Below are 24,586 nucleotides of genomic sequence, written 5' to 3'. Positions count from 1 at the left end.
TCCCAACCGTTATGCGGTTACCCGCGGAAACCTCTTTCCCCGGCCGCCCCCCTCGACCACTATGGCCCCCCAAACCGGCTGGTATGCCGGGCGGGACCGCAACGACGCGGTCGCCCGCTGGTGCGAGGAGGCTGGACGATGGCTCAGGGGGACGGGGCCGGGGCGGGCGGAACCGAGACGGGCGACGCGTACGAGGACGTACCGGACGCCCGGCTGACCGCACTGCTGCGCTCGGCCACGGCGACGGCGTACCCCGCCCTGCAGGAACTGCGCCGCCGGCACCAGCCGGCGGCCCTCGCCTACGCCCGGCTGTGTGCCGCGAGCGAGCCGTCCGCCCGCCGGCTGGCGGCCGAGGCCGTCACCACGGCGGCCCGTGAGACGGCCCGGGGGGCCGAGCCGGCCGTCCCGCTGCGCCACCGGCTCCTGCTGCTGACCGCCGCGCTGGCGGCCGCCTGGGCGCGCGACGAGCGCGCCACCGGCCTCGACCCGGGACTGCTGCTGGTCCTGAACGCCTCCGGCCTGCCCGACGGCCCCACCCCCGCCCTGCTGCCCGCCTTCCAGTCACTGCCGTCCCGCACCCAGGGGCTGCTCTGGTACGGCGTGCTGGAGCGGGAGCCGCAGGAACGGACCGCCGCACTGCTCGGCCTGAGCCGCGCGGACGTGACCTACGGCACCCCGCAGGCCCTCAAGGCCCTGGCCCAGGCCTGCCTCCGGGAGCGCCTCGCCGCCTCCGACGACCCCAGCTGCGCCGACTTCCGCCGGCTGATCGAGGAGGCGGTACGGCCGGACGGCCCGCGCCACAGCGCCGACCTGGACGTCCACATGGCCCGCTGCCCGCACTGCACGGCCGCGTTCGAGGATCTGCGGGCCCTGCGGGACGCGCCCCGGCAGACCCTGGCGGAGGGGCTGCTGCCGTGGAACGGAACGGCCTACCTACGCGCCGAGGAGCCGCCGGCCGTACCCGGTCCCCCTGCCGTACGGGCGGCCTGGCCGCCCCGGCGCCGCGTCCTGCTGGCCTCGGCGGCCCTGGGGGTGGCCCTGACCCCGCTGCTGGTGTTCCTGCTCACCCCGGCGCAGACCGACGACCAGCAGCCGGCGGCCGCGACACCCACGCCTCCGCCGGTCACGGTCACCGCGACGGTGTCCGTGACCCCGTCCCCGTCCCCCTCCCCCACTTCCACTCCCACCGCGTCCCCCTCGAAGTCCCCTTCCCTCACGCCGAGTTCAGCGCGCCCGACGGCCACGCCCCCGCCGCCCCGGCACAGCACCACTCCCCGGCCGACGCCCTCCTTCACACCGCCCGGCACCTCCTTCGCCCAGGTGGTGAACCTGGCGAGGGGCCGCTGCCTGGACATCCGCGACGGCGACCTGTCCGAGGGCAACGACGTCGTCACGGCCCCCTGCTCCTCCGCCGGCACGCAGCGCTGGCGCTTCGACACCTACCTGGGGGTGCTCCGCTCGGGCGCCGACGACCGCTTCTGCCTGGACAGCCGGGGCTCGGTGGACCGGGGCGTCGGCATCTGGGAGTGCGACGCCGTCTACAGCGACAACGGTGACAACCTGCGCTTCACCATCGACCCCGACGGCACGATCCGCCCGGACATCGCCATCGAGACGGCGGTCACTCCGGAGGGCCGGTACGGGGTAGCCCTGGAACCGCTGGACGACCGCGGCGACCAGCGGTGGCGGGCCGGGGCGAGGTGAACGGCCGCGACGGCCCGCGGTGGCGGGCCGGAGCGGGGCCGGCCGGGGTGAACGGCTGAGGCCGGGTGGACGGCTGAGGCCGGATGGACGGCGGGCCGCCCCGGACACCAGCCGCCCCTCACACCACCCGCGCGCCGCGCCGCCACACGCCGCTGACCAGGGGCACGCCCGGGCGGTAGGCGAGGTGGACGTGGCTGGGGGCGTCGAGGAGGGTGAGGTCGGCGTAGGCACCGGGGCTGAGGCGGCCGATGTCGGTGCGGCGCAGGGCCGCCGCGCCGCCCGCCGTGGCCGACCAGACCGCCTCGTCCGGGGTCATCCGCATGTCCCGGACGGCCAGGGCGATGCAGAAGGGCACGGACGAGGTGAAGGACGAGCCCGGGTTGCAGTCCGTGGACAGGGCGACCGTGACCCCCGCGTCCAGCAGGCGGCGGGCGTCCGGCCACTCGGCACGGGTGGAGAACTCGGCGCCCGGCAGGAGGGTGGCGACCGTGTCGCCGTTCGCCAGGGCGTCGACGTCCGCGTCGGTGAGGTGGGTGCAGTGGTCGGCGCTGGCCGCGTCCAGCTCGACGGCCAGCTGGACGCCGGGACCGTAGGAGAGCTGGTTGGCGTGGATGCGGGGGTGCAGGCCCTTCGCCCGGCCCGCCGTGAGGATCGCGCGGGCCTGGTCGCCGTCGAAGGCGCCCTTCTCGCAGAACACGTCGATCCAGCGGGCGTGCGGCGCGCAGGCGTCCAGCATCTCGCCGGTGACCAGGGCGACATAGGCGGCCGGGTCGTCGGCGTGGTCCGGTGAGACGATGTGGGCGCCGAGGTACGTCACCTCGTCGGTGTGCCGCGCCGCGATGCGCAGTGCGCGGGCCTCGTCCTCGACGGTGAGGCCGTAGCCCGACTTGGTCTCGAAGGTGGTGGTGCCCTGGCGGAGGGCCTCGTCGAGGTAACGGGTGAGGTTCGCCTCCAGTTCCGCGTCCGTCGCGGCGCGGGTGGCGGCGACCGTGGTGCGGATGCCGCCCGCCGTGTAGGAGCGGCCGGACATGCGGGCGTTGAACTCCTGCGTGCGGTCGCCGGCGAAGACCAGGTGCGAGTGCGAGTCCACGAAGCCCGGCAGCACCGCCCGGCCGCCCGCGTCGACCCGGTTGTCAGTGGCGGGTGCTTTGCTGGATTCACCGGCCCACGCGACACGGTCGCCGTCGATGACGACGGCCGCGTCCTGGACCAGACCGAGGGGGGATCCGTCGCCGAGGGAGGGGTCGTTGGTGACCAGCGTGGCGATGTTGGTGATGACGGTGCTGCTGCTCATGGTGTCGTCCTTGTGGGGGTCGGCGTTCCTCAGCCCCGCAGGGCTTCGACAGCGGCGGCCAGCGCCTGCGGCACGTCCGGTACGAGCGTGTGCGCGCCGTCGCGTACGACGTGCCGGCCACCCACGACCGTGTGCCGTACGTCCGCCGCGCCCGCCGCGAATACGGCCGTCTCGGCGCCCAGCCTGGGCAGCGGCCCGGCCGTCCTGACCGAGTCGAGGGCGATGGTGGTGAAGTCGGCGAGGGCGCCGGGGCCGAGGGTGCCGGCCTCGTCCCAGCCGAGGGCGGCGTGACCGTCGGCGGTGGCGGCCCACAGCAGGGCGGCGGCCGTCCAGTGCCCCCGGGTGCGGGTGCGCAGCCGCTCGTTCAGCTCCATCGCGCGCGCCTCTTCGAGCAGGTCGATGACGGCGTGGCTGTCGGAGCCGAGGGAGAGCGGTGAGCCGGCCCGCTGCAGGGCGACGGCCGGGCCGATGCCGTCGGCCAGGTCGCGCTCGGTCGTCGGGCACATGCAGGTGCCGGTGCCGGAGCCGCCGAGCAGGGCGATGTCCTCGTCGGTGAGGTGGGTGTTGTGCACCCCGGTGGTGCGCGCGCCGAGGACGCCGTGGTCGGCCAGCAGCCGGGTGGGCGTGCAGCCGTGCGCGGCGAGGCAGGCGTCGTTCTCGGCGGTCTGCTCCGACAGGTGCACATGCAGCGGGGCCCGCCGCTGTTCGGCCCATCCGGCGACGGTCGCCAGCTGGCCGGCGGGCACGGCCCGTACGGAGTGGATCGCCGCCCCGATCCGTGCGTGATCCCGTTCCTTGAGAACTGCACAGCGGTCCGCCCAGGCCTCCGCGCTGCCGTCGGAGAAGCGCAGCTGGTGGCGGTTGGGCGGCTCACCGAAGCCGGCCGAGAGGTAGCAGGTGTCGAGGAGGGTGATCCGGATGCCGGCCTCGGCGGCGGCGTCGATCAGCGCCTCGCCCATGGCGTTGGGGTCGGCGTAGGGGGTGCCGCCGGGCGCGTGGTGCACGTAGTGGAACTCGCCGACACAGGTGATGCCGGCGAGGGCCATCTCGGCGTACACCGCGCGCGCCAGGGCGTGGTAGGTGTCCGGGGTCAGATGGTCGGCGACGGAGTACATCACCTCGCGCCAGGTCCAGAAGGTGCCGCTGCCGACCTGGACGGTGCCGCGCAGCGCCCGGTGGAAGGCGTGGCTGTGGGCGTTGGCGAGCCCGGGCAGGGTGAGCCCGCGCAGCACCTCGGCGTCGGGCGGCGGGGTGGGCGTCCCGGTGCGGACCGCGCCGATCCGCCCGTCCCCGACCTCCACCACCACTCCCGGCTCGACCCGGTCGCCGAGCCAGGCGTGCTCCAACCAGTAGGTCCCCTTGGTCACCTGCAGGCCAGCCCTTCCAGTACGTCGGCGAGCGCGTGCACCCCGGCCACGCAGTCGTCCTCGGCGGCGAACTCGGCCGGGGAGTGCGAGACTCCGGTGGGGTTGCGCACGAACAGCATGGCGGTAGGAATGCTGCCGGAGAGGATTCCGGCGTCGTGTCCGGCCCCGGTGCCGAGGACGGGCGCCTTCAGACCGGTGTCCTTGCCGAGGATGCGGCCGAGTTCGTCGCGCAGCGCGTGGTCGAACTCCACGACCGGCGTGAAGGACTCCCGGACGACGTCCAGGTCGATGCCGTGGGCGTCGGCGTACTCGCGTGCGGCCTTCTCCACGCCCCCGACCACCGTGTCCAGGGTCTCCTGGTCGGCGGCGCGGGAGTCGAGCCAGCCGCGCACCAGCGAGGGGATCGCGTTGACGCCGTTCGGTTCCACCGCGATCTTCCCGAAGGTGGCGACGGCACCGGCGAGTGCGGCCTCGCGGCGGGCGGCGAGCACGGTCTCGGCGTAGGACAGCATCGGGTCGCGGCGGTCGACCAGCCGGGTGGTGCCGGCGTGGTTGGCCTCGCCCCGGAAGTCGAACCGCCAGCGGCCGTGCGGCCAGATGGCGCTGGCGACGCCGACCTGGTCGCCGGACAGGTCCAGCGCGCGGCCCTGTTCGACGTGCAGCTCGACGAAGGCGCCGATCCGGGCCAGCCGTTCGGGGTCGGCCCCGATGCCCTCGGGGTCGTACCCGGCGGCCTCCATGGCCTGCGGCAGGGTGATCCCGTCGCCGTCGGTGAGCCGATGGGCCTGCTCGACGCTCAGCTGCCCGGCGGTGAGCCGCGACCCGACACAGGCGAGCCCGAACCGAGCGCCTTCCTCGTCGCCGAAGTTGACGATGGCCAGGGGCTTGCCGAACCGCACGTCCCGGCCGCGCAGCTCGTCCAGAGCGGCGAAGGAGGACACGACCCCGAGGGGCCCGTCGAAGGCGCCCCCGTCCGGGACCGAGTCCAGATGCGACCCGGTGACGACGGCGTCGCCCGCGGCGGGGTCGCCGAGCCAGGCCCACTGGTTCCCGTTGCGGTCGACCTCGTACGCCAGCCCGCGGTCCTCGGCCTGCTGCCGGAACCAGGCCCGGCAGTCGGCGTCGGCCCCGGTCCAGGCGAAGCGCCGGTAACCCCCGGAGTCGGGGTGCCGCCCGACGGAGAGCAACTCGCGCCACATCTCCTGGAAGGAGGCGCCGCTGTGCCCGCCTGGATCCTGGCTCACGCCTCGTCACCCTCACGCATCGGCACCCGGACCCCGCGCTCGGCCGCGACCGACTCCGCGATGTCGTACCCCGCGTCCACGTGCCGGATGACGCCCATGCCGGGGTCGTTGGTGAGCACGCGCCGGATCTTCTCGCCACCCAGCTTCGTCCCGTCGGCCACGGTGACCTGCCCGGCGTGGATGGACCGCCCCATGCCGACGCCGCCACCGTGGTGGAGGGACACCCAGGAGGCGCCCGAAGCGACGTTGACCATCGCGTTCAGCAGCGGCCAGTCGGCGATCGCGTCGGACCCGTCGAGCATGGCCTCGGTCTCGCGGTACGGCGAGGCCACCGACCCGCAGTCCAGGTGGTCCCGGCCGATCGCCAGCGGAGCCGCCAGCTCACCGGAGGCCACCATGTCGTTGAAGCGCTCGCCGGCCTTGTCGCGCTCGCCGTAGCCGAGCCAGCAGATGCGCGCGGGCAGACCCTGGAAGTGGACGCGCTCGCCGGCCATCTTGATCCAGCGGGCCAGGGACTCGTTCTCCGGGAACAGCTCCAGGATCGCCTTGTCGGTCTTGGCGATGTCGGCGGGGTCGCCGGACAGCGCCGCCCAGCGGAACGGGCCCTTGCCCTCGCAGAAGAGCGGGCGGATGTACGCGGGGACGAAGCCGGGGAAGGCGAACGCCCGGTCGTAGCCCGCCAGCTGGGCCTCGCCGCGGATGGAGTTGCCGTAGTCGAAGACCTCGGCGCCGGCGTCCATGAAGCCGACCATGGCCTCGACGTGCCTGGCCATGGACTCCCGCGCCCGCGTGGTGAAGCCGGCCGGGTCCTTCGCGGCGGCGTCGGCCATGTCCTCGAAGGCCACGCCGACGGGCAGGTAGGCCAGCGGGTCGTGGGCGGAGGTCTGGTCGGTGACGATGTCGATGGGGGCGTTCATCGCGAGCAGCTGCGGGACCAGCTCGGCCGCGTTGCCGAGGACACCGATGGACAGCGGCTTGCGCTGGTCGCGGGCCTCCACCGCCAGCTGGAGGGCGTGGTCCAGGCTGTCGGCCTTCACATCGAGGTACCGGTGCTCGATGCGGCGCTCGATGGCGCGCGGGTCGCAGTCGATACAGATCGCGACGCCGTCGTTCATGGTCACGGCGAGCGGCTGGGCGCCGCCCATGCCGCCGAGGCCGGCGGTGAGGGTGATGGTGCCGGCGAGGGTGCCGTTGAACTTCTTCGCGGCGACGGCGGCGAAGGTCTCGTAGGTGCCCTGGAGGATGCCCTGGGTGCCGATGTAGATCCAGGAGCCGGCGGTCATCTGGCCGTACATGGTCAGGCCGAGGGCCTCCAGACGGCGGAACTCCTCCCAGTTGGCCCAGTCGCCGACGAGGTTGGAGTTGGCAATCAGGACGCGCGGGGCCCATTCGTGGGTCTGCATCACGCCGACCGGACGGCCGGACTGGACCAGCATGGTCTCGTCCTGCTTGAGGGTCCGCAGCGTGCGGACCATCGCGTCGAAGGAGCGCCAGTCACGGGCGGCCTTGCCGGTACCGCCGTAGACGACGAGCTTGTCGGGGTGCTCGGCGACCTCGGGGTCGAGGTTGTTCTGCAGCATGCGCAGAGCGGCTTCCTGCTGCCATCCCAGGGCGCTGAGTTCCGTGCCGCGCGGTGCTCGTACGGGGCGGGGTCCCGACATCGTCTGCCTCCTCCTGTTACTACGTCTATTCACATCCTGACCCTCTGAATAGAACTAGTCAATACATCGGGGCGCACGCGTCCGCGCGCCGTCGGTGTTTGGCTGGATGTATCCGAGCGGGGCACGTAGGGACACGAGGGGAGAGGCCGTGGCGCAGGACATCGAGACGGAGGCCGCCGAGGCACAGGAGCGCGCCGCCCGGCGGGACCAGGCGGTGCGCGCCGCCGTCGAGCAGGGCCTGCTGGGGCCGGACGCCGCCGTGGTGGGGCTGCTGGACGTCACCGGGATCCGGAAGTCCGCGGCGGCGCTGCGGTCGGCGTTCGACGCGGTCCTGCCGCCGAGGACGCCGGTGCTGCACGCCTTCGCGGTGAAGGCGACCCCGCTGGTGCCGGTGCTGCGCCTGCTGCACGAGGCCGGGATCGGCGCGGAGGTGGCGAGCCCGGGCGAGCTGGCCCTGGCCCGCGCGGCCGGGGTGCCGCCCGCCCTGACCGTGCTGGACTCGCCCGCCAAGACCCCGGCCGAACTGCGTGAGGCGCTGGCGCTGGGGGTCGCCGTCAACGCCGACAACCCGCAGGAGCTGGACCGCCTGGACGCCCTGATCCGGTCCGCGCCCACCCGCTCCCCCGTCGGCATCCGGATCAACCCGCAGGTCGGCGCCGGCGCGATCGGGGCGACCTCGACGGCGACGGAGACCTCGAAGTTCGGGGTGGCGCTGCGCGACGAGGGGGCGCGCGAGTGGGTCGTCCGGGCGTACCTGGACCGGCCGTGGCTGACCCGGCTGCACGCGCACACCGGCTCGCAGGGCATCCCGCTGGCCCTGTTGGCACGGGGTGCGTCGGAGGCGTACGCACTGGCGGAGGAGATCAACGCGCGGGCGGGGCGGCGGCAGGTCGACACGCTCGACATCGGCGGCGGACTGCCGGTGAACTTCGCGGCCGAGGCGAGTGCACCGTCGTACGCGGAGTACGCCCGGCTGCTGGCCGAGCGGGTGCCGGGGCTGTTCGACGGGCGGTACGGGCTGGTGACCGAGTTCGGGCGGTCGCTGCTGGCCAAGCACGGGACGGTGGTGGCCCGGGTGGAGTACACCAAGAGCGCGGGCGGGCGGCGGATCGCGGTGACGCACGCGGGCGTGCAGGTGGCGACGCGGACGGTGTACGCGCCGGGGGCGTGGCCGCTCAGGATCGCCGCGTACGACGCCAAGGGGCGGCCGAAGCCGGGGCCCGAGGTGGTGCAGGACGTGGCCGGGCCGGCCTGCTTCTCCGGCGACCTGCTGGCCGAGGGCCGCGCGCTGCCCCTGCTGGAGCAGGGCGACTACGCGGCGGCGCTGGACACGGGCGCGTACTACTTCGCCCACCACTACGCCTACAACTCCCTGGCCCGGCCCGGCATCCACGGCTTCGCACCGGACGGTTCGGGCGGGGTCGCCTTCGCCACCGTACGGGAGCCGCAGACGGTCGCCGAGGTGGTGGCCGAGTCCGGCGGGGCGCATCCGTCCGCACTCACCACCCTCGGCACACCCAGGAGCCGTTGACGCACCCCCGGCACCCTCGAACAAATGGATCAACTCGTCCGGCACAGACGTCAGTTGACCCACACTAGTACCCCGGACGCATGTTCCACCGGAAAATGCCAAAGGCTCGCCCTTCCGCGCGCACTGTGCGTAGTGTCGCTGTCACTCAGCCGGAGTCCCAGGCGGGAGGGGAGCCCACGGTGCCCGGAATCGACGAGTGCCTGCTGGAAGCGATGCGGTTACCGGGTGCCCGGGGCGCGGCGCTGGTGGACTGGACGAGCGGACTGGCCCTCGGCACGGTCGGGGAGGCGCCCGGCGGCGATCACGAGACGACCGCCGCCGAGGCCGCCGAACTGGCCCGGATGGCCGCCGAGCACGGAGCCTTCGCGGCCCAGGGGGACGGACACCCGCCGGTCGAGGACGTGATCGTCAGCAACCGCGACAGCTATCACCTGCTGCGGTTCGTGGACACGTCCTTCGACAGCAGCGTGTTCCTGCACCTGTGGCTCGGCCGCGAGGACGGCAATCTGGCGCTCGCCCGGATCCGGCTCGGCGAGATGGCGGACCGGCTGGTGCTGGGATGACCGTGGTGCAGATACCTCCGCCGCCCCTGCCGGTGCGGGACAAGGCGGCCACACGGGCGCTGTCGCCGATGCTGACCCGGCTCGCCGAGGAGCGGGCCACCGGCGTCCTGGTCCGCGAGCACGGCACCCTGTACCTCGCCGAGGGCCGCGTGGTGCACGCCGAGAGCCCGCTCGCCCCCGGCCTCGACGTGCTCCTCACGGCCCATGGGACCCTCGCCGCCACCGCCTGGCAGCGGGCCGCCGCCGCGACGGCCGGCCCGCTGCAGGCCGCCGAACTCCTCCTGAAGTCCGGGGTGTTGCCCGCCGGCGCGCTGGAGCTGTGCCATCTGGACGCGCTGTACGACGCCGGGTACTTCGCGCTGGCCCCGAGCAGCACCCCGGGACGCTTCCGCTACGACAACGCGCCCCGCGTCGGCCCGTTGCCCTCGGTCCCGGTCGTCGCGCTGGAACGCGAGACGCTGCGCCGCCGTCTGATGCTGCACCGGCTGTGGCCCGACCCGGCCGCCGACAGCGTCCCGCTGATCCGTGCGGACCCGGCCGCCGGACCGGCCTGCACCGCACCCGTCACACCCCGGCAACGGGCGGTCCTGGACCGCGTGGACGGCATCCGCACGGCCACCGGGATCGCCCGGAACCTGGGCCGGCAGGCCTTTCACACCCTGGTCGACGTGCGCCGGCTCGCGGCGGCCGGCCATGTCGCGCCCCTGCCACCCGTCGTCCCCGAACCCGCCCCACCGCCCCCACCCCCGGTCACCGACCCCGACATCGCGCTGTTGAAGAGGCTCAGGGATGCACTGGAGGCGCTTTGAACGGCACCGCCCCGCCGAGAGGAGAGAGCTGATGGTGTCCGAGGAGGACCTTCAAACGGTCCTGGACGAGCTGCACCGGCTGCGCGCCCGGGTGCCGCAGCTCACCGGAGCGCTCGCGGCCGGCGTCGACGGTCTCGTCGTCGCCCACGACACCCCCGGCGTCGACCCCGAGGGCCTCTCGGCGCTCACCGCCGCCGCGCTCGGCGTCGCCGTACGGGTCAGCGACGCCACCGGGCACGGCGGCTTCCGGGAGCTGCTGGTGCGCGGTGAGCGCGGCTACATCTCCACCTACGCGGCCGGCCGCACCGCCGTGCTGACCCTGCTCGCCGACGGCCGGGTCAACGTCGGCCGGCTGCATCTGGAGGGGCGCCGGGCCGGCGCCCGCATCGGGGAGCTGCTCGACGCCGCCGAAGCCGCCGCCCGGGCCGCCCGCCGCCCCGCCCGGACCGCACCCGCACGCACTCGCGCCACCCGCACGCCCCGCACCACGGCCGCCGAGGCACGCACCGCGACCGACAACTGAGACAACCCAACCGTTCGAAAGGACCACCATGGCCAACACCGAGACCGCCCTGAAGGAAGCCCTCACCTCCATCGAGGGCGCCACCGGCGTCGCACTCGTCGACTACACCAGCGGGATGGCGCTGGGCACGATGGGCAACAGCAAGAGCTTCGACCTGAACGTGGCCGCGGCGGGCAACACCGACGTGATCCGCGCCAAGATGCGCACGATGGAGATGCTGGGCCTCAAGGGCGAGATCGAGGACGTCCTGATCACGCTCTCGGACCAGTACCACCTGATCCGCCTGCTCAAGAGCCGCGGCGGCAACGGCCTGTTCCTCTACCTGGTCCTCGACTCCGCCCGGGCCAACCTGGCGATGGCCCGGCACCAGCTGAAGAAGATCGAGGAGGAACTGGAGGTCTGAGCGAACAGGCCTACACCAGCGCCGCGGTACGGCGGCGGGCCCCGCCCGGGGCCGCGTCGCCGGCCGCGACGCCCGTACCGCGCAGGCCCTTGACGGGCTTGCCCGCGGGGCCTCCGCCGCGCCGGTCGAGCCAGTCGACGCGCACCCACAGCAGCGTCTCCCCGGCCCGCTCCCGCCGGCCGATCCAGGCGGCCTTGAGCCGCAGCCCGGTGCCGAGCCCGGCCAGCAGCATGCCGCCGGCCGCCGGCACGGCGAAGGAGGAACCGAGCGCGACGGCGAAGGCCGACAGCAGCCACCAGCGGTGTCCCCGCCGCCAGTTGCGCAGGGTCACCGCACGGTCCTGCAGCACGTCGTACTTGCCCGCGCGGGCCGCACCGCGGGCGAGGGCGCGGTACCGCCCGCGTCGTACGAGCGCCATGGCGGCCGCGCTCACGAGGAACAGCGCGGCCCCGGCGAGCACCCCGATCCGGCGCCCGGTCACCCCCGGCGGCAGCACACCGGTCCCGGCGGCGCACACTCCGGCCCACCACAGCGGGGCGGCCCCCGCCCGTACGACGACGGCCACCCGGGCCAGTCCCTGTCCTCCGCGCGCCACGTCGGCCTCCCGTGTCACGTGTCCGCAAAACGCCTGTGTCTCATGAGCGACGCTAGTGGCAGAACCTGAGACGAGTCTGAGAGCACACGCGAGGGACGGCCGGTCACTCCACGAACAGACCCCGGGCCGCCGCCTTCGCGTCGAACTCCTCCAGCCGGGCCTGCGCCTGCGGCAGGTCGTCGCAGACCGCCTCCAGCAGCACCCGCCCGAGCAGCATCGGCGCGCACGCGGTGTCGAAGGCGAGCCCGGTGCCGACGGCGGCGGGCAGCAGCAGGTCGGAGTACCTGGCGACCGGAGCGAACGCGGAGTCGGCGACCGTGACGGTGGTCAGGCCGACGTCCTTGGCGTAGGCGAGGGTGTCGACGACCTCGCGGGGATGCCGGGGCAGCGCGAAGCACAGCAGCGCCGAGGCGCCCGCGCGGACGGCCGCGTCGATCCGGTCCTGGATCATCGTGCCGCCCTCGTTGAGCAGCCGGACGTCCGGGTGGACCTTGGCGGCGAAGTAGGCGAAGCCGTACGCCTGGGAGGCCGCGGCGCGCAGGCCGAGCACCGGCAGCGGACGGGAGGCGGCCAGGATCCGGCCGGCCCGCTGCACCGGGCGCGGGTCGGCGAGCAGTTCGGCGAGGTGTCTCAGGTTCTCGATCTCGGCCTCGACGGCCTGCTGGTACTCGTTGAAGGCACCCGCCTCGGCGGCCGGTTCCGCGGGGACGACCTCGCGCAGGTGCTTGCGCAGCGCCGGATAGCCGTCGAAGCCGAGGGCGACGGCGAACCGGGTGACCGACGGCTGGCTGACCCCGGCCAGCTCGGCCAGCTCCACGCTGGACAGGAAGGGCACATCGGCGGCGCGCCGCACCATGCTGTGCGCGATCCGGCGCTGGGTCGGCGTGAGCCGGTGCCCCTCGAAGAGCGCCTGCAGCCGGTTGGCGGGGGTGTCGGTCGGCCCGCCGGAGGCCGCACCGGGGTGCCCGCCGGACGCCGCACCGGACGCGGCGCCTCCCCCGGCCCCCGCGGCGGTACTCCTGTCCACGCTCATGACGCGCTTCCCCTCCAGATGTCCGTGAACCGGTCGAGCAGTGCTGCCGCCGCCGTCACGTCGTCCGTGAGCGGCCGGTCGGCCAGGTCGGCGTCGAGGACGGTTGCGGCGAGCGCGAAGGCCCGGCCGACCGGCAGCCCGGGGTCGGGGCTGAGGTCCCGCTGGCGCAGCGCACGGGTGGCGGCGACGAGTTCGCAGCCGACCACCAGGCGGTACGCACCGCACGCGCGCAGGGTCTGCCGCGCGGCGAGCGAGGCGAAGCTCGCCTGTTCCTCGACGCCCCGGGAGAGTACAGCGTGGCCGAGCGAGGCGGGGGCGGAGAAGGCCCGCAGATCGCCGAGGGCCGCTCCGGCCGCGTACTCCAGGATCATGACGCCGGAGGAGGCCGGCTCGTGGTCGGCGAGGAAGGGGCGCAGCCGGGTGTAGGCGGGCTCGTTGAGCGTGGACAGGCGGGACGTGGACAGCCGGGCCACCTGGGTGAGCGCGAGCCGGAAGTGGTCCAGGGCGAGGGCGAGTTGGGCCTGGTAGAAGCCGCCGTGGTGGTAGGCGGCGAGGTCCTCGGGGGCGATGAGCGGGTTCTCGGCCGCCGCGTTGATCTCCACGGTCAGGACCTGCTCCAGGGCGTCGGCCGCGTCGTGCGCGGGGCCGTGGATCTGGGGCAGGCAGCGCAGGCCGTACGGGTCCTGGATGCGGCCGAGCGGCGGGGTCGGCCGGTCGGCGGCGCCGATCAGCTCCCGCATCCGCCGGGCCACCTCGGTGCTGCCGTGGTGCGGGCGGGCGGCGTGCACGGGGGCGGCGTAGGCCTCGTGGGAGCCGTCGACGGCGAGCAGGGACAGTGCCGCGACGACCTGGGTGGCGCCGACGAGGCCGCGCAGTTCGTGCAGGGCGAGCGCGGACTGGCCGAGGGTGAGGGCGTTGCTGCTGATCAGGGCGAGGGCGTCGTTGTTGTCGAGGGGCTGTGGCGCGGGGGCACCCCGGCCGTGCCAGGGGTGTTCCCCGGCGAGCGCGAGCCCGACCTGGGCCAGGGCGGCGAGGTCACCGGTGCCGACCGAGCCGAACTCGTTGACGGCGGGATACGCGCCGGTCTCCAGGGACTCGCACAGGGCGGTGATCACGCCGGGCCTGAGGCCCGCGCCGCCGGCCAGCAGCTGGTTGGCGCGGACGGCGAGCATCGCGCGCACCTGGCGGGCCGGGAGCCGCTCGCCGATGGCGCCGGCGTGGCTGCGCAGCAGGCGCAGGCCGTGGCCGGCGGCTGCCTCGGAGGGCACGTCCTCGTCGCGGTTGGCGCCGACGCCGGTGGAGCGGCCGTAGACCCGTCCGGTGGCGGCGATCCGCCGGGCGGTGGTCCAGGACTGCTCCGCGCGCCGCAGGGCGCCGGCCTCGGGGACCGGGTGCGCGGCCCCGTCGGCGAGGCGTACGACGTCCTCGACGCCGAGTGCGGACCCGTCCAGGACGATGGCCGCGGATCGCGGTGACGGCACGGAACACGGTGCGTGCACGACGCGAGACGACATCACGCCCGAACTCCCCTCGCCCCAGACCTTCGCTTCTGCTGTCTATTCAGACAACAAGAACTCTGCATGACCCTATACAGTCAGGCAAGGGGGGCCACTGTCACTTCTTCACGTACGGCACCTGGGTGATCCGAGGCATATCCGTTCGTGTTCTCGCCTCAGTGAATGTGGATGCCGCCGCTGGCCGTGGAGACCGTGAGCGCGTGGGACGCTCCACGGCTGTTCGGCACGTCCACCTCGGGGGTGGAACCGGTGCTGTGGGCGAGGACGCTGTAGCCGGCCCCTGAGGGCACGGCGAGGTCGACCGCGCCGTCCTTGGTGGCGATGTTCACGTCGGCCGGAGCGGTGGTGAAGGCCGCGTCGACCGCCCCGTCGGTCGTGGAGAGGCCGGCCCGCTGTGACGCGCCGTCGGACAGTGTGATCTGCCCGTTCCCGCTGTGCAGGGACAGCGGCCCGGTCGGGTGCTTGACGGTGATGGCGCCGTCCCCGGTGCGCAGGTCGAGACTCCCGGCGAGGCCCTCCGCGACGATTTCGGAATTCCCGCTCTGCACATGGGCGCTCATGGAGGCGGGGAGCGTGATGTGCAGCTGGAGATCGCACGATCCGGAGCAACCGGCGTTCACGATGGCGGTGTCGCCCGACTTCGACGTCGACAGCTGGGGGCGCGCATCGGAATAGTCGCCGGTGGCGGAGACCCGTACGTGCGAGTCGTCGCCCGCGCTCAGGGTCACCCCGATACCCGGGGTGTCGACCTTCAGCGCCATGCCGGGCTGGACGGAGAGCTGGCTCGTCTGCGAGTAGCTGGTGCGGTGGAGTGCCGTCGTGGGATTGCACCCGGTCAGGACGACGGTGGTCGAAAGCGCGGTCAGGGCGATTCCGACGGACCGCCGGGAAGCGCGAGTCAACGTGTTGATTTCAGAACTCCTCGTCTGAAAGGAGGGGAGCCCCCTTTCCCCGTCATCGCCAACGGCGCGGGGAATCGGTCAACTTCCCGGTCGGGGTCCAAAAACGATCTGCCTGAACGCTAGCCAGTCGGCGGCCGGGCGTGGTAGCGGGGCAGCCCACGAGGTGACGGTAGGGATAACCCACCCATGCGCCGGGAGTACCGGCCCGGCCCGCCCTCTCATCGTCTCTCCAGGAGGCGGCGCCCCAGGCTGCGGCCGTGCGCCGGCCGCAGCCTCGGGGGATCGGGGCTCGCTTCCTGAAGAGACGGTGAGAGGGCGGGCCGGGACAGGGCCGCGCGCCCGCTAGGGCAGTTCGACCACCGTCGCGGCGTAGGACAGGCCCGCCCCGTATCCCAGGAGCAGGGCCAGCCCTCCCGAGCGGACCTCGCCGGCGCCCAGGAGCGCGTCCATGGCCAGCGGAACCGAGGCTCCCGAGGTGTTGCCCGTGGTGACGATGTCCCGGGCGATCACCACGTGGTCCGGCAGCCGGATGCCTTTCGCCAGGCCGTCGATGATGCGCACATTGGCCTGGTGCGGGATGAAGGCGTCCAGGTCACCCGCCTGCAGTCCCGCGGCGTCCAGTGCCCGCTGGGCGACCTTCGCCATCTCGTAGACGGCCCACCGGAACACCTTCTGGCCGTCCTGCCGCAGCGCCGGCCACCTCTGGCCGGGCGAGTCGCGCACCGCGTCCCAGGGCACGGTCTGCGAGATGGCGTCGGCCTGTGAGCCGTCGGCGCCCCACACCACCGGGCCCACGCCCGGTTTCGCCGCCGGGCCGAGGACGACCGCGCCGGCGCCGTCACCGAAGATGAAGGCGGTCGACCTGTCCTCCAGGTCGAGCAGGTCCGTCATCCGCTCGGCTCCGACGACCAGGACGTGCCGCCCCCTGCTGCGGACCGTGTCCGCGGCCAGCGCCAGGCCGTGGACGAAGCCGGCGCACCCCGCGGAGATGTCGAACGCGGCGGCCGCGACGGCACCGATGCGGTGCGCGATCACCGCTGCCACGGCCGGGGTCTGCTGCAGGTGCGTGAACGTCGCGACGATCACGCAGTCGACGTCCTCCGGCAGGACTCCCGCCGCGGCGAGCGCCTTCTCCGCGGCGAGTTCGCCCATGTCGGCGAGCGACTCGTCGGCGCCCGCCCACCGCCTGCTGACGATTCCGGTCCGCGAGCGGATCCATTCGTCCGACGAGTCGATGTGCCGGCATATTTCGTCGTTGTCGACGACACGACGCGGCCGGTAGGAACCGACCCCCAGGAGCGCGGGCTCGAAGTGCGACGACGATGTGGTGAGGCTCTTGGTCACGATACGTTCCGTCCGGAGAGCGGGTGCGAGAACTTCGGCTCGGAGGAGCCCGGCGGTCAGGCCTCGGCGGTGAGCGTGTCGTAGAGGTGGTCCGTGATCGCGTCGACCGTGGGGTGGTCCCACGCGAGGGTGGACTTGACCTCGATGCCGTACTCGTCCTCCACGTCGCCGCACAGGGTCAGCGCGAAGATCGAGTCGAGTCCGTATTCCACGAGCTTGACGTCCGACTGGATGTCGGTGACCGGCTGCTCCAGGTAGGAGGCCACCAGGCTCAGCAGCTTGCTCCGGATCTCTTCCCGGTCGACGATCCTGGTTCCGGGGGCGGGAGCGGAGGTTGCCATGGCGTGTGGTTCCTTTCGTAGGGCTTGTTCGGGTGGGGGCCGGGACGGCTCAGTGGAGGCGGCGGCCGATCAGGTCGAAGGCCCGGTGCTCGGCGTGCCGGCCGAGCAGTTCGGCGAAGACCTGCCGGGCGGCGGACCGGGCCTGGGGCAGCGGCTCGTGGCCGAGCCGGACCGTCAGCCGGTCCAGGGCGCTGACGACCCAGGCCGTGTCCCGCATGAACGGGTCGGGGTGGTCCTGGTTGTGCCACCACACGCCCAGGCAGGCGGAGGCCGCGAGGACGACGGCGTACCGTTCGGCGAGTTCGAAGCCGACCGGGCCGGCGAAGGGCGTGCGATTGCGCGGAGCGAGTGCGCGCCAGCCGTCCCGCAGGATGCGCAGCTCGTCGACCAGCCGGCCGCACAGGGTGCGCAGCGTCGGGTCGGTGACCCGGTCCTGCCCGACGTCCAGCAGGGTCGCGACGATCTGGTCGTCGGGGCCCGCGTTCGCCTCCAGCTGCCCGAAGTCCAGGTCCGGGAGGGGCCGGCCGAGCTGGAACAGGGCCGGTTCCGGCGCGGACGAGGTGAACCAGCTGCGGCGCGCGAGCCGGGGCAGCTGCGGGATGATCGTGGCCAGGCACACCGTGGCCCCCGAGTGCGCCAGGGCCGCGACGGGGAGGTCCCTGAAGTGCTTCTGGAACGCGGCGTGCGGACCTTCGCGCAGGAAGGAGCGGGCGCCGAGCACCAGCGCGAGCCGGTCGGCCGCGTGCTGTTCGATCTCGGGGACCAGGTACTTGGTGGCCGCCGCGTACACGCTGGTCTGCCGGGGCAGCACATGCAGCGCCCGGCACGCCGTCGTCGTCATGGCGTCGCAGATGAGCAGATCGGTGAAGACGTCGGCCAGTTCGGCCTCGACGTAGGGCAGTTCGGTCACGGACCGGCCGTAGAGCCTGCGCTGTGTACCGAAGTCGACCACGGTCCGCAGCATGGTGTCCACCATGCCGAGGGCCGCTCCGCTGGCCACGGACTTGGTGACCTGGAAGCAGCGCAGGATGGTCTCCATGGCGTCGCCGTACCCGCCGACCGCCGCCGAGGCGGGCAGCGGGCAGTCCAGGAACTCGACCCCGCCCAGGTGGGTCCCGCGCATCCCGGAGGTGCGGTACCTCGGCAGGAACCGCATGCGTTCGCGTGGTACCGCGGCCGGGTCGACCAGGAACAGCGTGTGGCTGCGGCTGCCCGGGTCCTCGCTGGTCCTGGCGAGGACGGTGACGGCGTGCGCCCGGGCGACGTTGTTGATCACTTCCTTGCGGCCGTCGAGCACCACGCCGCCGTCCCGCTCGGTCGCCCGCAACCGGGTCCTGGAGAGGTCGTCGCCGTGGGCGAGCTCGGTGATGGCACCGGCGGTCGGGTGGTTGTCCAGCAGCACGGACGCCAGCCAGCGCCGCTGCTCGGCGCCGCCGGCCGCCCAGACGGTGGACGAGGCGATGAGGTTGATGGCGCCCAGCCCCAGGGCCAGCGCGCCGTCGTGGCGGAACACCGTGCGCAGCACGCGGGCGAGGTCGTCGGCCTGGCCGAGGCGCCCGCCCAGCGCCCGGGGCACGAACTCCGCGCCGATCCCGAAGGATTCGAGCGTCTTGCGGCCGGCGGGCAGGAAGTCCCCGCGCTCGTCCGCGTCGACGAAGGCCTGGTGGCCCACCGGGTTGCCGGGGTCGGCGGGGTCGCCGAAGAGTGCTTCCAGCGGCTCCGGGGTGTCGAGGTCGTCGAGCGGGCCGAGGCGTTCGGCCTGCCGAGGCGATGGGTCGATGACGGTCATACGAGCGCCCCCAGCCGTGAGTAGGGCAGTAGTGACGGCAGTCGTCCCGCCGCGTGCTGGCCGAGGAGCGGCTCCACCAGCTGGTCGACGACCGCTTCCGGGTCCTCGCCGCCGCCTGCGACGAGACGTTCGGTCCGGGTCGGGCGGAGCCGGCGCAGCAGTGTGGTCAGGGTGCACTCCAGCCACAGGCCCGACTCCCACAGCCCGTGGGTGGCCGCGGAGTCGACGGCGGCCCGGTTGCGTAGCCACAGCTGCAGGGCGGCCGCCGCGGCGAAGCACCGCGCGTAGTTCTCGGCCAGCCCGAAACTGCGGGCGGGCGCCGCCACCGGGACCGGCTTGTGCCGGCCGATCTGCTCGATCACCTCGTCCACCACCTCGGCCAGCTCCGCGGCGCGCCGCGCCAGCGAGGCGGGGACCTCTCCGGCGGCGGCGAGGGAGTGCAGCTCCGCCACGGCGGCCGGCACGGCGTGCAGAACGCTGCTGCCCCGGCGGGGCAGCAGTTCCAGACGCGCCGGGTCCAGCTCGGGCAGGGGGTCGGCCAGACCGGCGGCGGCGTGCAGCCCCGCCTCGTCCACCTCGCCGCGCCGATGCGCGCGTGCCAGCAGCGGGAACTGGTTGACCAGGGAGTTCAGGTTGATCACCGAACTGCCGTCGAAGATGCCGACGATCCGGTGATCGCGCAGCACCTTCTGGAAACGGCCGTGCTCGAAGGTGTCCCCGAGCAGCAGGGACCGCGTTCCCACCAGCCTGGACAGCCTGCCGAGTGCCTGTTCCGCCAGGGTCGGGACCAGGAACTTGGTCACCGCCGAGACGGTCGACAGCTCGCCGGGCAGGGTGTGCAGGGCCCGGGCCGCGAACACCGTCAGGGCCTCGGCGGTCAGCAGGTCGGCGTACGAGCGGGCGAGCAGGCGCCGCGACTGCGGCAGTTCGACCAGGGGCGTGCCGTGGTTGTGCCGGGCGAGCGCGTATCCCGTCGCCATGTCCAGGGCCTGGTCGAGCGCGCCGAGCGAGAGTGCCGCGCACAGGATGCGGGTGAGCTGGAGGCTCTTCAGCACGATCTCCAGACCGTCGCCTTCGGCGCCGATCAGTGCGGACCGGTCGACCTCGGCCCCGGTGAACGCCACACCGCTGATGTCCGCGCCGCGGATGCCGTGCAGCCGGGCCGCCGGGAGGGTGCGGAAGCTCCCCGGCTCCAGCCCGCGTTTGTCGATCATGAGGACGCTGAACCCGCGCGAGCCGCCCTCGGGTGCGGTGCGGGCCAGTACGCAGACCAGGTCGCCCCGGGTGGCGTTGTTGATCAGCCACTTCTCACCGGTCACGCGGTACCCGCCGGCGGTGCGCTCCGCGCGCACCTCCCCCGCGAGGAGATCGCTCCCGTGCTCCCGCTCGGTCAGGCCCCAGGACACGGGGGTGCCCCGGAGCACCTCGGCGCCCAGTTCCCGGCTCTGCCGGGGATCCCCGGCGACCCACACCGAAGCGGCGCCGAGGAACGTCTTGCCGTGCGCGATGGCGACCGTGAGGTCGCGGCGGGCGATGCCCCGCATGATCTGCAGGGTGTCCTCGAAGGCACGCATCGCTCCGCCGTGGGCGACGGGCACGTAGTGCGCGGGGAGCCCGAGCAGGTCCAGCTCCCGGCAGATCTCCAGCGGGAACTCCTCACGCTCGTCCAGCACGAGGGAGCGCGCGTGGGAGAACAGCCGGCCCGCGTCGCGGGGGTCGCCCAGCAGGTGGTCGAACTCCTCCGCGACGCGATACGCGGAGTGCCTCATGCCGCGTCACCCGGCGCGGCGGTGGCGCCGTCCGCGTCGCCCGCCCGGTAACGGCGGCTGACCTCGGCGCTGAGTTCCTCGTGGACGGTCTTGAGGCCGCCGGTCATGAAGAGCTCGCGCATCAGGGCCCGCTGCACCTTGCCGCTGGTGGTCCTGCGGACGTGCCCGGGTCGCAGCAGCACCACGCTGGGCAGCCGCACCCTGAACGTCGCGGCGAGCTCCTCACGGATGCCGCGGGCCAGGGCGGCCAGGTCGAGTCCGGCGCTCTCCACGGGGCTGAGTTCGTGCATCACCACGATCTCCTCCTCCTGACCGACGGGCACCACACAGGCGCTGCCCTGCAGGCCGTGGAGCGCGGAGTGCAGGTGGGACGTCTCGCGCTCGATGTCGTGCGGGTAGAGGTTGCGGCCGTGGATGATGATGACGTCCTTGCTGCGGCCGGTGATGTACAGCTCGCCGCCGCTCAGCACGCCGAGGTCTCCGGTGCGCAGGAAGCCCTGCTCCCCGTCGCTGGTCTCGGCGTTGAAGGCCCGCTCGGTCTCCGCCGCGTTGTTCCAGTACCCGACCGCGAGGCTCTCGCCCCGCAGCCACACCTCGCCGATCCGGCCGTCGGGCTGGGACGCGCGGGTGACCGGGTCCACGATGCGCACGTCGAGCCGGTCCACGGGGCCGCTGCTCACCATGAGCGGGCCGTCGCCGTCCTCGGACTGCGGCACGAAGCGGTTCTGCTCCAGTTCCGCGCCGTCGACCCGGGTGATGAGCTGACCGCGGCCGTGCGGGGTACCGGTGACCAGCAGGGTGGCCTCGGCCATGCCGTAGCTGGGCTTGACGGCCTCGGGGCGGAGTCCCGCGGGGGCGAAGTACTTGTTGAAGCGGTCCACGGTGGCGGCGATGACCGGCTCCGCACCGTTGACGGCCGCCTGCAGCGTGGACAGGTCCAGCTGGGCGAGCTGCTGCTGGGACACCCGCCGCACGCACATGTCGTAGGCGAAGTTCGGGGCGGCGGTGAACGTCCCGCGGTGGTCCTGGAACAGCCGGAGCCAGGCGTGCGGGCGCCGCAGGAAGTCGCCGGGCGCCATCAGCACGGCGGTGCCGCCGATGAGCAGCGGCGTCAGCAGCATGCCGATGAGGCCCATGTCGTGGTAGAGCGGCAGCCAGCTGCACGAGACCGTGTCGTCGTGGTCCAGACCGAAGGAGTCCGCGATGAAGCGGAGGTTGGCGGTGAGCGAACGGTGGGGGACGATGACGCCCTTCGGGTCACTGGTCGAACCCGAGGTGTACTGCAGGAAGGCCACGGTGTCGGCATCGGGTCGCAGCACGGTGCCGTTCGCGCCGTCACCGAAGTCGGTGGCGTCGGTGGCGACGCACGGGACGTCCTCCAGCCCCGACTGCTGGACGGCCTCGGTCACCGACTCCAGGTGCCCGGAGTCGGTGAGTACGAGGCGTACCTGGGCGTTGTCCGCGATGGCGGAGGTGCGCGACCCGCGCCGGCCGTTGTTGTCCGGCACCGGCGCGGGGATGGCGATGACCCCGGCGTACAGACAGCCCACGAAGGCCCGGACGAAGTCGAGGCCGTTGGGGTACAGCAGCAGTGCCCGGTCGCCCGCCGAGCAGCGGCCGCGCAGCCATTCGGCGATGGCGCGCGCGTCGCGGTCCAGCTCCGCGTAGGTCACCCTTTCCGGCATCGGCTCGGCGCCGTGCATCCGCACGAACACGACGGCGTCCTTGTCCGGCACCGTGCGTGCGTGCTGCAGAAGCCGTTCCACCAGGTTCTCGCGCATAGCCGCGGTCCCTTTCTTCCTAACGTGACAGTGCTCAGAGCAGAGCGGAGGGTTGCTTTTCGCGGGGTGCGCCACCGCGAGTGGGAGGGCGCCGGACATCGGCGCGGTCCCAGAGCCGGGCCGCGGCGACGCGCAGGTCCGGGGTCCGGGTGGCGATGTCCAGGGCTCGCAGGAAGTGCTGGGCCAGCCGCTCCACGGTCGCCCGCTCATAGAGCCGGCTGTCGTAGCGGAAGTCGACGGCCAGCGTGTCCTCGCCCTGGAGGACGTCGACGGCCAGGTCGACCTGCCCCTCCTGCTGGGGCAGGTGGTACGGGCTCAGGAGCAACCCGGCGTGCCGGGTCACGAGGTCGGGGCGCGTCGTGTCCAGGACGGGCCGCAGCTGGGCGTCGAAGCGGGCCGTCGCCAGCATGTTGAAGGTGATCTGGTACATCGGGGACCGGCCGGCGGTACGCGAGGCGCCCGACGCGCGGGCGAGCAGCGAGAACGGATACCGGACCGCGTCCATGCTCAGCTTGAGCTGCTCGTCGGTGGCGCGCACCGCGTCGTCGAACGTGGTGGCCGCGCCGAACCGGGCCCGCAGGACGACGGTGTTCATGAAGTTGCCGACCACGTCGCGCATCCTGCTGCTCAGCCGTGTGGTGGTCGGCACGCCGAGGGCGAAGTCGCCCTGCCGGGTGTGGCGGTAGAGCACGCTCTGGAACACGCCGAGCAGGACGGCGTACGACGTGACTCCCGACCGCAGGGCGAAGGTGCGCAGCGCGTCGGCGAGTTCCGGGGGCACGGTCTCCCGCAGGGTGTCCCCGGTGAAGGACTGTGCGGTCGGCCTGGGGTGGTCGGTGGGCAGGCCGGCGGGCGTCGAGCCGAGGCTCACACCGCTCCAGTACTCCTCCATGGCCCTGCCGCGGGCCGAGTCGAGCACCCGCGCTTCCTTGTCGACGTGATCGCCGTAGTCCGCGGTGGGCGGCGGCGACGGCGCGTCGGCTCCGGTGCTGAGCTCCTCGTAGGCCTCAAGGAGGTCGCGCAGCAGCAGCGTGTTCGACACGGCGTCGGTGGAGATGTGGTGTCCGGCCACCAGGAGCACCGCGTCCTCGGGGCTCCTGGTCAGCAGGACGAACCGGAACGGTACCTCGTCACGGAGCGGGAAGGGGGCGTTGAGCTCGGCGCGGACGGCGGCGCGCAGCTCCTCGTCGTCGGCACCGGCGCAGGCGCGCTCGACCAGGCGGACCGGGCTGGTGGCCGACTCCACGCGCACCGGCCGGCCGTCGGCCTCGGCGTAGCGCGAGCGGAGCATCCCGTGCCGGGGGCCGATCGCCGTCACCGCCTCGCGCAGCGCCCGGACGTCGACGGCCGAGCGGACGCGGACCGCGATACCGGTGTTGTACGCGCCGCTGCCGGGCGCCAGTGCGTGGAGGAACCACTGGGCCTGCTGGGCGTGGGAGAGCGGGTGGGTGACGCTCATCGGGTGCCGCCGGTGCGCGGGGCGGAGGCGGACGGCACCGGCTGCCTGGTGCCGGCCGCCCGCACGGCTCCCGCCAGGCGGAGGTCGTCCTTGAGGTGCCCGACGATGTGCAGCAGCAGGTCGAACTCGTACCCCTCCAGGTAGAAGTGCCCGCCGGGGAAGCCGCGGAACTCGAAGGTCCCGGTGGTCAGGTCCGACCAGGCGCACACCGCGTCGGGCGGGCAGTCGGGGTCCTGGTCGCCGACGTAGGCCACGATGGGGCTCTTGATCTTCGTCAACGGCGGGTCGTACGTCTCGACGAGGCGGAAGTCCGCCCGCAGCGTGGGGAGCGCGATCTCCAGCAGTTCGGGGTGCTCCATGGCGTCGGCGGTCGACAGGCCGAGCTGCTTCACTTCCGCGATCAGGGTCGCGTCGTCCTCGCGGTGCAGGTTCGACCGCTCGGCGCGATGCGGCGCCGACTGTCCGGACAGGAACAGCCGGACCGGCTGCACGCCGTACTTCTGGTCGAGCCGGAGCGCGACCTCGTAGGCCACCGCCGCGCCCATGCTGTGTCCGAACAGGGCCAGCGGCTTGTCGTCGTAGGGGCGGAGCGCGTCGGCTATCTGGTCGGCCAGGTCCTCCAGGCTTTCCGCGTACGGCTCGCCGAAGCGGGCCTGCCGGCCGGGATAACACACCGCCAGGAGTTCCATTCCGGAGCGCAGATGGCGCGGCCAGCTGTTGAAGAAACTCGGCACCCCTCCGGCGTGCGGGAAACACACCAGGCGCAGATCGGGATCAGCGCTCGTGCCGTGTTTTTGGAACCATTTGCCGCCCGTACGGGTCACCGGTCTCCTCCAGGACAGCCGATATATGAACGTGGTCAGTGCGCGGGTCCACCGTGCAAGGAGCGCCTATACACCGGCTATATGGAATTCCGGGGAAGGCGCTGCCGATCACCGCTTCCGTAGCCCGCGTACC

Annotated in this window: 21 protein-coding genes; 6 read left to right on the top strand and 15 right to left on the bottom strand. The window is 73.3% G+C overall.

Annotation, left to right across the window (positions count from 1 at the left end; genetic code table 11):
- The first annotated feature begins 138 nt into the window (after nucleotides 1-138).
- On the top strand, nucleotides 139-1,704 hold the full coding sequence (locus IO33_RS0131580; protein ID WP_031171302.1) for an RICIN domain-containing protein: 1,566 nt from the start codon (nucleotides 139-141) through the stop codon (nucleotides 1,702-1,704).
- Between the two features lie 118 nt (nucleotides 1,705-1,822).
- Here IO33_RS0131580 and hutI read toward each other — a convergent pair whose 3' ends face one another.
- Genes hutI through hutU form a run of 4 tightly spaced genes read right to left on the bottom strand, consistent with a single transcriptional unit; the run spans nucleotide 1,823 to nucleotide 7,270 of the window.
- Nucleotides 1,823-2,998, bottom strand: a complete 1,176-nt coding sequence (hutI, locus tag IO33_RS0131575) for an imidazolonepropionase (RefSeq protein ID WP_031171300.1) — start codon at nucleotides 2,996-2,998, stop codon at nucleotides 1,823-1,825.
- 29 nt (nucleotides 2,999-3,027) lie between these two features.
- Nucleotides 3,028-4,365, bottom strand: a complete 1,338-nt coding sequence (locus IO33_RS0131570; protein WP_031171298.1) for a formimidoylglutamate deiminase — start codon at nucleotides 4,363-4,365, stop codon at nucleotides 3,028-3,030.
- Nucleotides 4,362-5,564: an allantoate amidohydrolase gene (locus IO33_RS0131565; protein WP_031171295.1), complete on the bottom strand. Its 1,203-nt coding sequence runs from the start codon at nucleotides 5,562-5,564 to the stop codon at nucleotides 4,362-4,364. Before IO33_RS0131565 ends, IO33_RS0131570 begins: the two co-directional genes overlap by 4 nt.
- Before the next feature lie 41 nt (nucleotides 5,565-5,605).
- Nucleotides 5,606-7,270, bottom strand: a complete 1,665-nt coding sequence (gene hutU, locus IO33_RS0131560) for a urocanate hydratase (protein WP_031171293.1) — start codon at nucleotides 7,268-7,270, stop codon at nucleotides 5,606-5,608.
- Nucleotides 7,271-7,376: 106 nt separating this feature from the next.
- Between hutU and IO33_RS0131555 the strand changes: the two genes are divergently transcribed.
- The 5 genes from IO33_RS0131555 (at nucleotide 7,377) to IO33_RS0131535 (ending at nucleotide 11,099) form a co-directional block, all read left to right on the top strand.
- Complete coding sequence (locus IO33_RS0131555) at nucleotides 7,377-8,801, top strand: type III PLP-dependent enzyme domain-containing protein (RefSeq protein WP_051927090.1); 1,425 nt, start codon at nucleotides 7,377-7,379, stop codon at nucleotides 8,799-8,801.
- Nucleotides 8,802-8,980: 179 nt separating this feature from the next.
- A complete protein-coding gene (locus IO33_RS0131550; RefSeq protein WP_031171288.1) occupies nucleotides 8,981-9,364 on the top strand; it encodes a hypothetical protein in 384 nt (127 codons plus the stop codon).
- On the top strand, nucleotides 9,361-10,173 hold the full coding sequence (locus tag IO33_RS0131545; protein ID WP_031171286.1) for a hypothetical protein: 813 nt from the start codon (nucleotides 9,361-9,363) through the stop codon (nucleotides 10,171-10,173). Before IO33_RS0131550 ends, IO33_RS0131545 begins: the two co-directional genes overlap by 4 nt.
- 31 nt (nucleotides 10,174-10,204) lie before the next feature.
- Nucleotides 10,205-10,696 carry a roadblock/LC7 domain-containing protein gene (locus IO33_RS0131540; protein WP_031171284.1) on the top strand — a complete coding sequence of 164 codons (492 nt, stop codon included), beginning with the start codon at nucleotides 10,205-10,207 and terminating at the stop codon, nucleotides 10,694-10,696.
- Nucleotides 10,697-10,724: 28 nt separating this feature from the next.
- On the top strand, nucleotides 10,725-11,099 hold the full coding sequence (locus tag IO33_RS0131535; protein WP_031171282.1) for a roadblock/LC7 domain-containing protein: 375 nt from the start codon (nucleotides 10,725-10,727) through the stop codon (nucleotides 11,097-11,099).
- A 10-nt stretch (nucleotides 11,100-11,109) separates the two neighbouring features.
- Here the strand turns inward: IO33_RS0131535 and IO33_RS0131530 are convergent, their stop codons facing one another.
- From IO33_RS0131530 to IO33_RS0131480, 11 genes are all read right to left on the bottom strand, one after another.
- A complete protein-coding gene (locus tag IO33_RS0131530) occupies nucleotides 11,110-11,694 on the bottom strand; it encodes a hypothetical protein (protein WP_031171280.1) in 585 nt (194 codons plus the stop codon).
- Nucleotides 11,695-11,797: 103 nt separating this feature from the next.
- Entirely contained in the window at nucleotides 11,798-12,727 is a 930-nt protein-coding gene (locus IO33_RS0131525) for a MurR/RpiR family transcriptional regulator (protein WP_245235933.1), read from the bottom strand.
- Nucleotides 12,724-14,241, bottom strand: coding sequence for an aromatic amino acid ammonia-lyase (locus IO33_RS0131520; protein ID WP_107069429.1), 1,518 nt, complete (start codon nucleotides 14,239-14,241; stop codon nucleotides 12,724-12,726). Before IO33_RS0131520 ends, IO33_RS0131525 begins: the two co-directional genes overlap by 4 nt.
- A 158-nt stretch (nucleotides 14,242-14,399) precedes the next feature.
- Nucleotides 14,400-15,146: a DUF4097 family beta strand repeat-containing protein gene (locus IO33_RS0131515; RefSeq protein ID WP_031171275.1), complete on the bottom strand. Its 747-nt coding sequence runs from the start codon at nucleotides 15,144-15,146 to the stop codon at nucleotides 14,400-14,402.
- A gap of 342 nt (nucleotides 15,147-15,488) precedes the next feature.
- Nucleotides 15,489-16,490: a beta-ketoacyl-ACP synthase III gene (locus IO33_RS0131510; RefSeq protein ID WP_031171273.1), complete on the bottom strand. Its 1,002-nt coding sequence runs from the start codon at nucleotides 16,488-16,490 to the stop codon at nucleotides 15,489-15,491.
- A 56-nt stretch (nucleotides 16,491-16,546) separates the two neighbouring features.
- Complete coding sequence (locus tag IO33_RS0131505; RefSeq protein WP_031171271.1) at nucleotides 16,547-16,831, bottom strand: acyl carrier protein; 285 nt, start codon at nucleotides 16,829-16,831, stop codon at nucleotides 16,547-16,549.
- 49 nt (nucleotides 16,832-16,880) lie between these two features.
- Nucleotides 16,881-18,620 (bottom strand): acyl-CoA dehydrogenase family protein, encoded by a 1,740-nt coding sequence (locus IO33_RS51360; protein ID WP_031171269.1) that lies wholly within the window; start codon nucleotides 18,618-18,620, stop codon nucleotides 16,881-16,883.
- Nucleotides 18,617-20,389 (bottom strand): acyl-CoA dehydrogenase family protein, encoded by a 1,773-nt coding sequence (locus IO33_RS0131495; protein ID WP_037686456.1) that lies wholly within the window; start codon nucleotides 20,387-20,389, stop codon nucleotides 18,617-18,619. Before IO33_RS0131495 ends, IO33_RS51360 begins: the two co-directional genes overlap by 4 nt.
- On the bottom strand, nucleotides 20,386-22,170 hold the full coding sequence (locus tag IO33_RS0131490) for a fatty acyl-AMP ligase (protein WP_031171265.1): 1,785 nt from the start codon (nucleotides 22,168-22,170) through the stop codon (nucleotides 20,386-20,388). The genes IO33_RS0131495 and IO33_RS0131490 overlap by 4 nt, the downstream gene beginning before the upstream one ends.
- Before the next feature lie 34 nt (nucleotides 22,171-22,204).
- Nucleotides 22,205-23,629 (bottom strand): condensation domain-containing protein, encoded by a 1,425-nt coding sequence (locus tag IO33_RS0131485; RefSeq protein WP_031171263.1) that lies wholly within the window; start codon nucleotides 23,627-23,629, stop codon nucleotides 22,205-22,207.
- Nucleotides 23,626-24,453 carry a thioesterase II family protein gene (locus IO33_RS0131480; RefSeq protein WP_078963980.1) on the bottom strand — a complete coding sequence of 276 codons (828 nt, stop codon included), beginning with the start codon at nucleotides 24,451-24,453 and terminating at the stop codon, nucleotides 23,626-23,628. The genes IO33_RS0131485 and IO33_RS0131480 overlap by 4 nt, the downstream gene beginning before the upstream one ends.
- Nucleotides 24,454-24,586 lie beyond the last annotated feature (133 nt).

The organism is Streptomyces durhamensis, from assembly GCF_000725475.1.
Classification (GTDB): Bacteria; Actinomycetota; Actinomycetes; order Streptomycetales; family Streptomycetaceae; genus Streptomyces; species Streptomyces filipinensis.
This window is presented reverse-complemented; position numbering and strand designations above follow the sequence as displayed.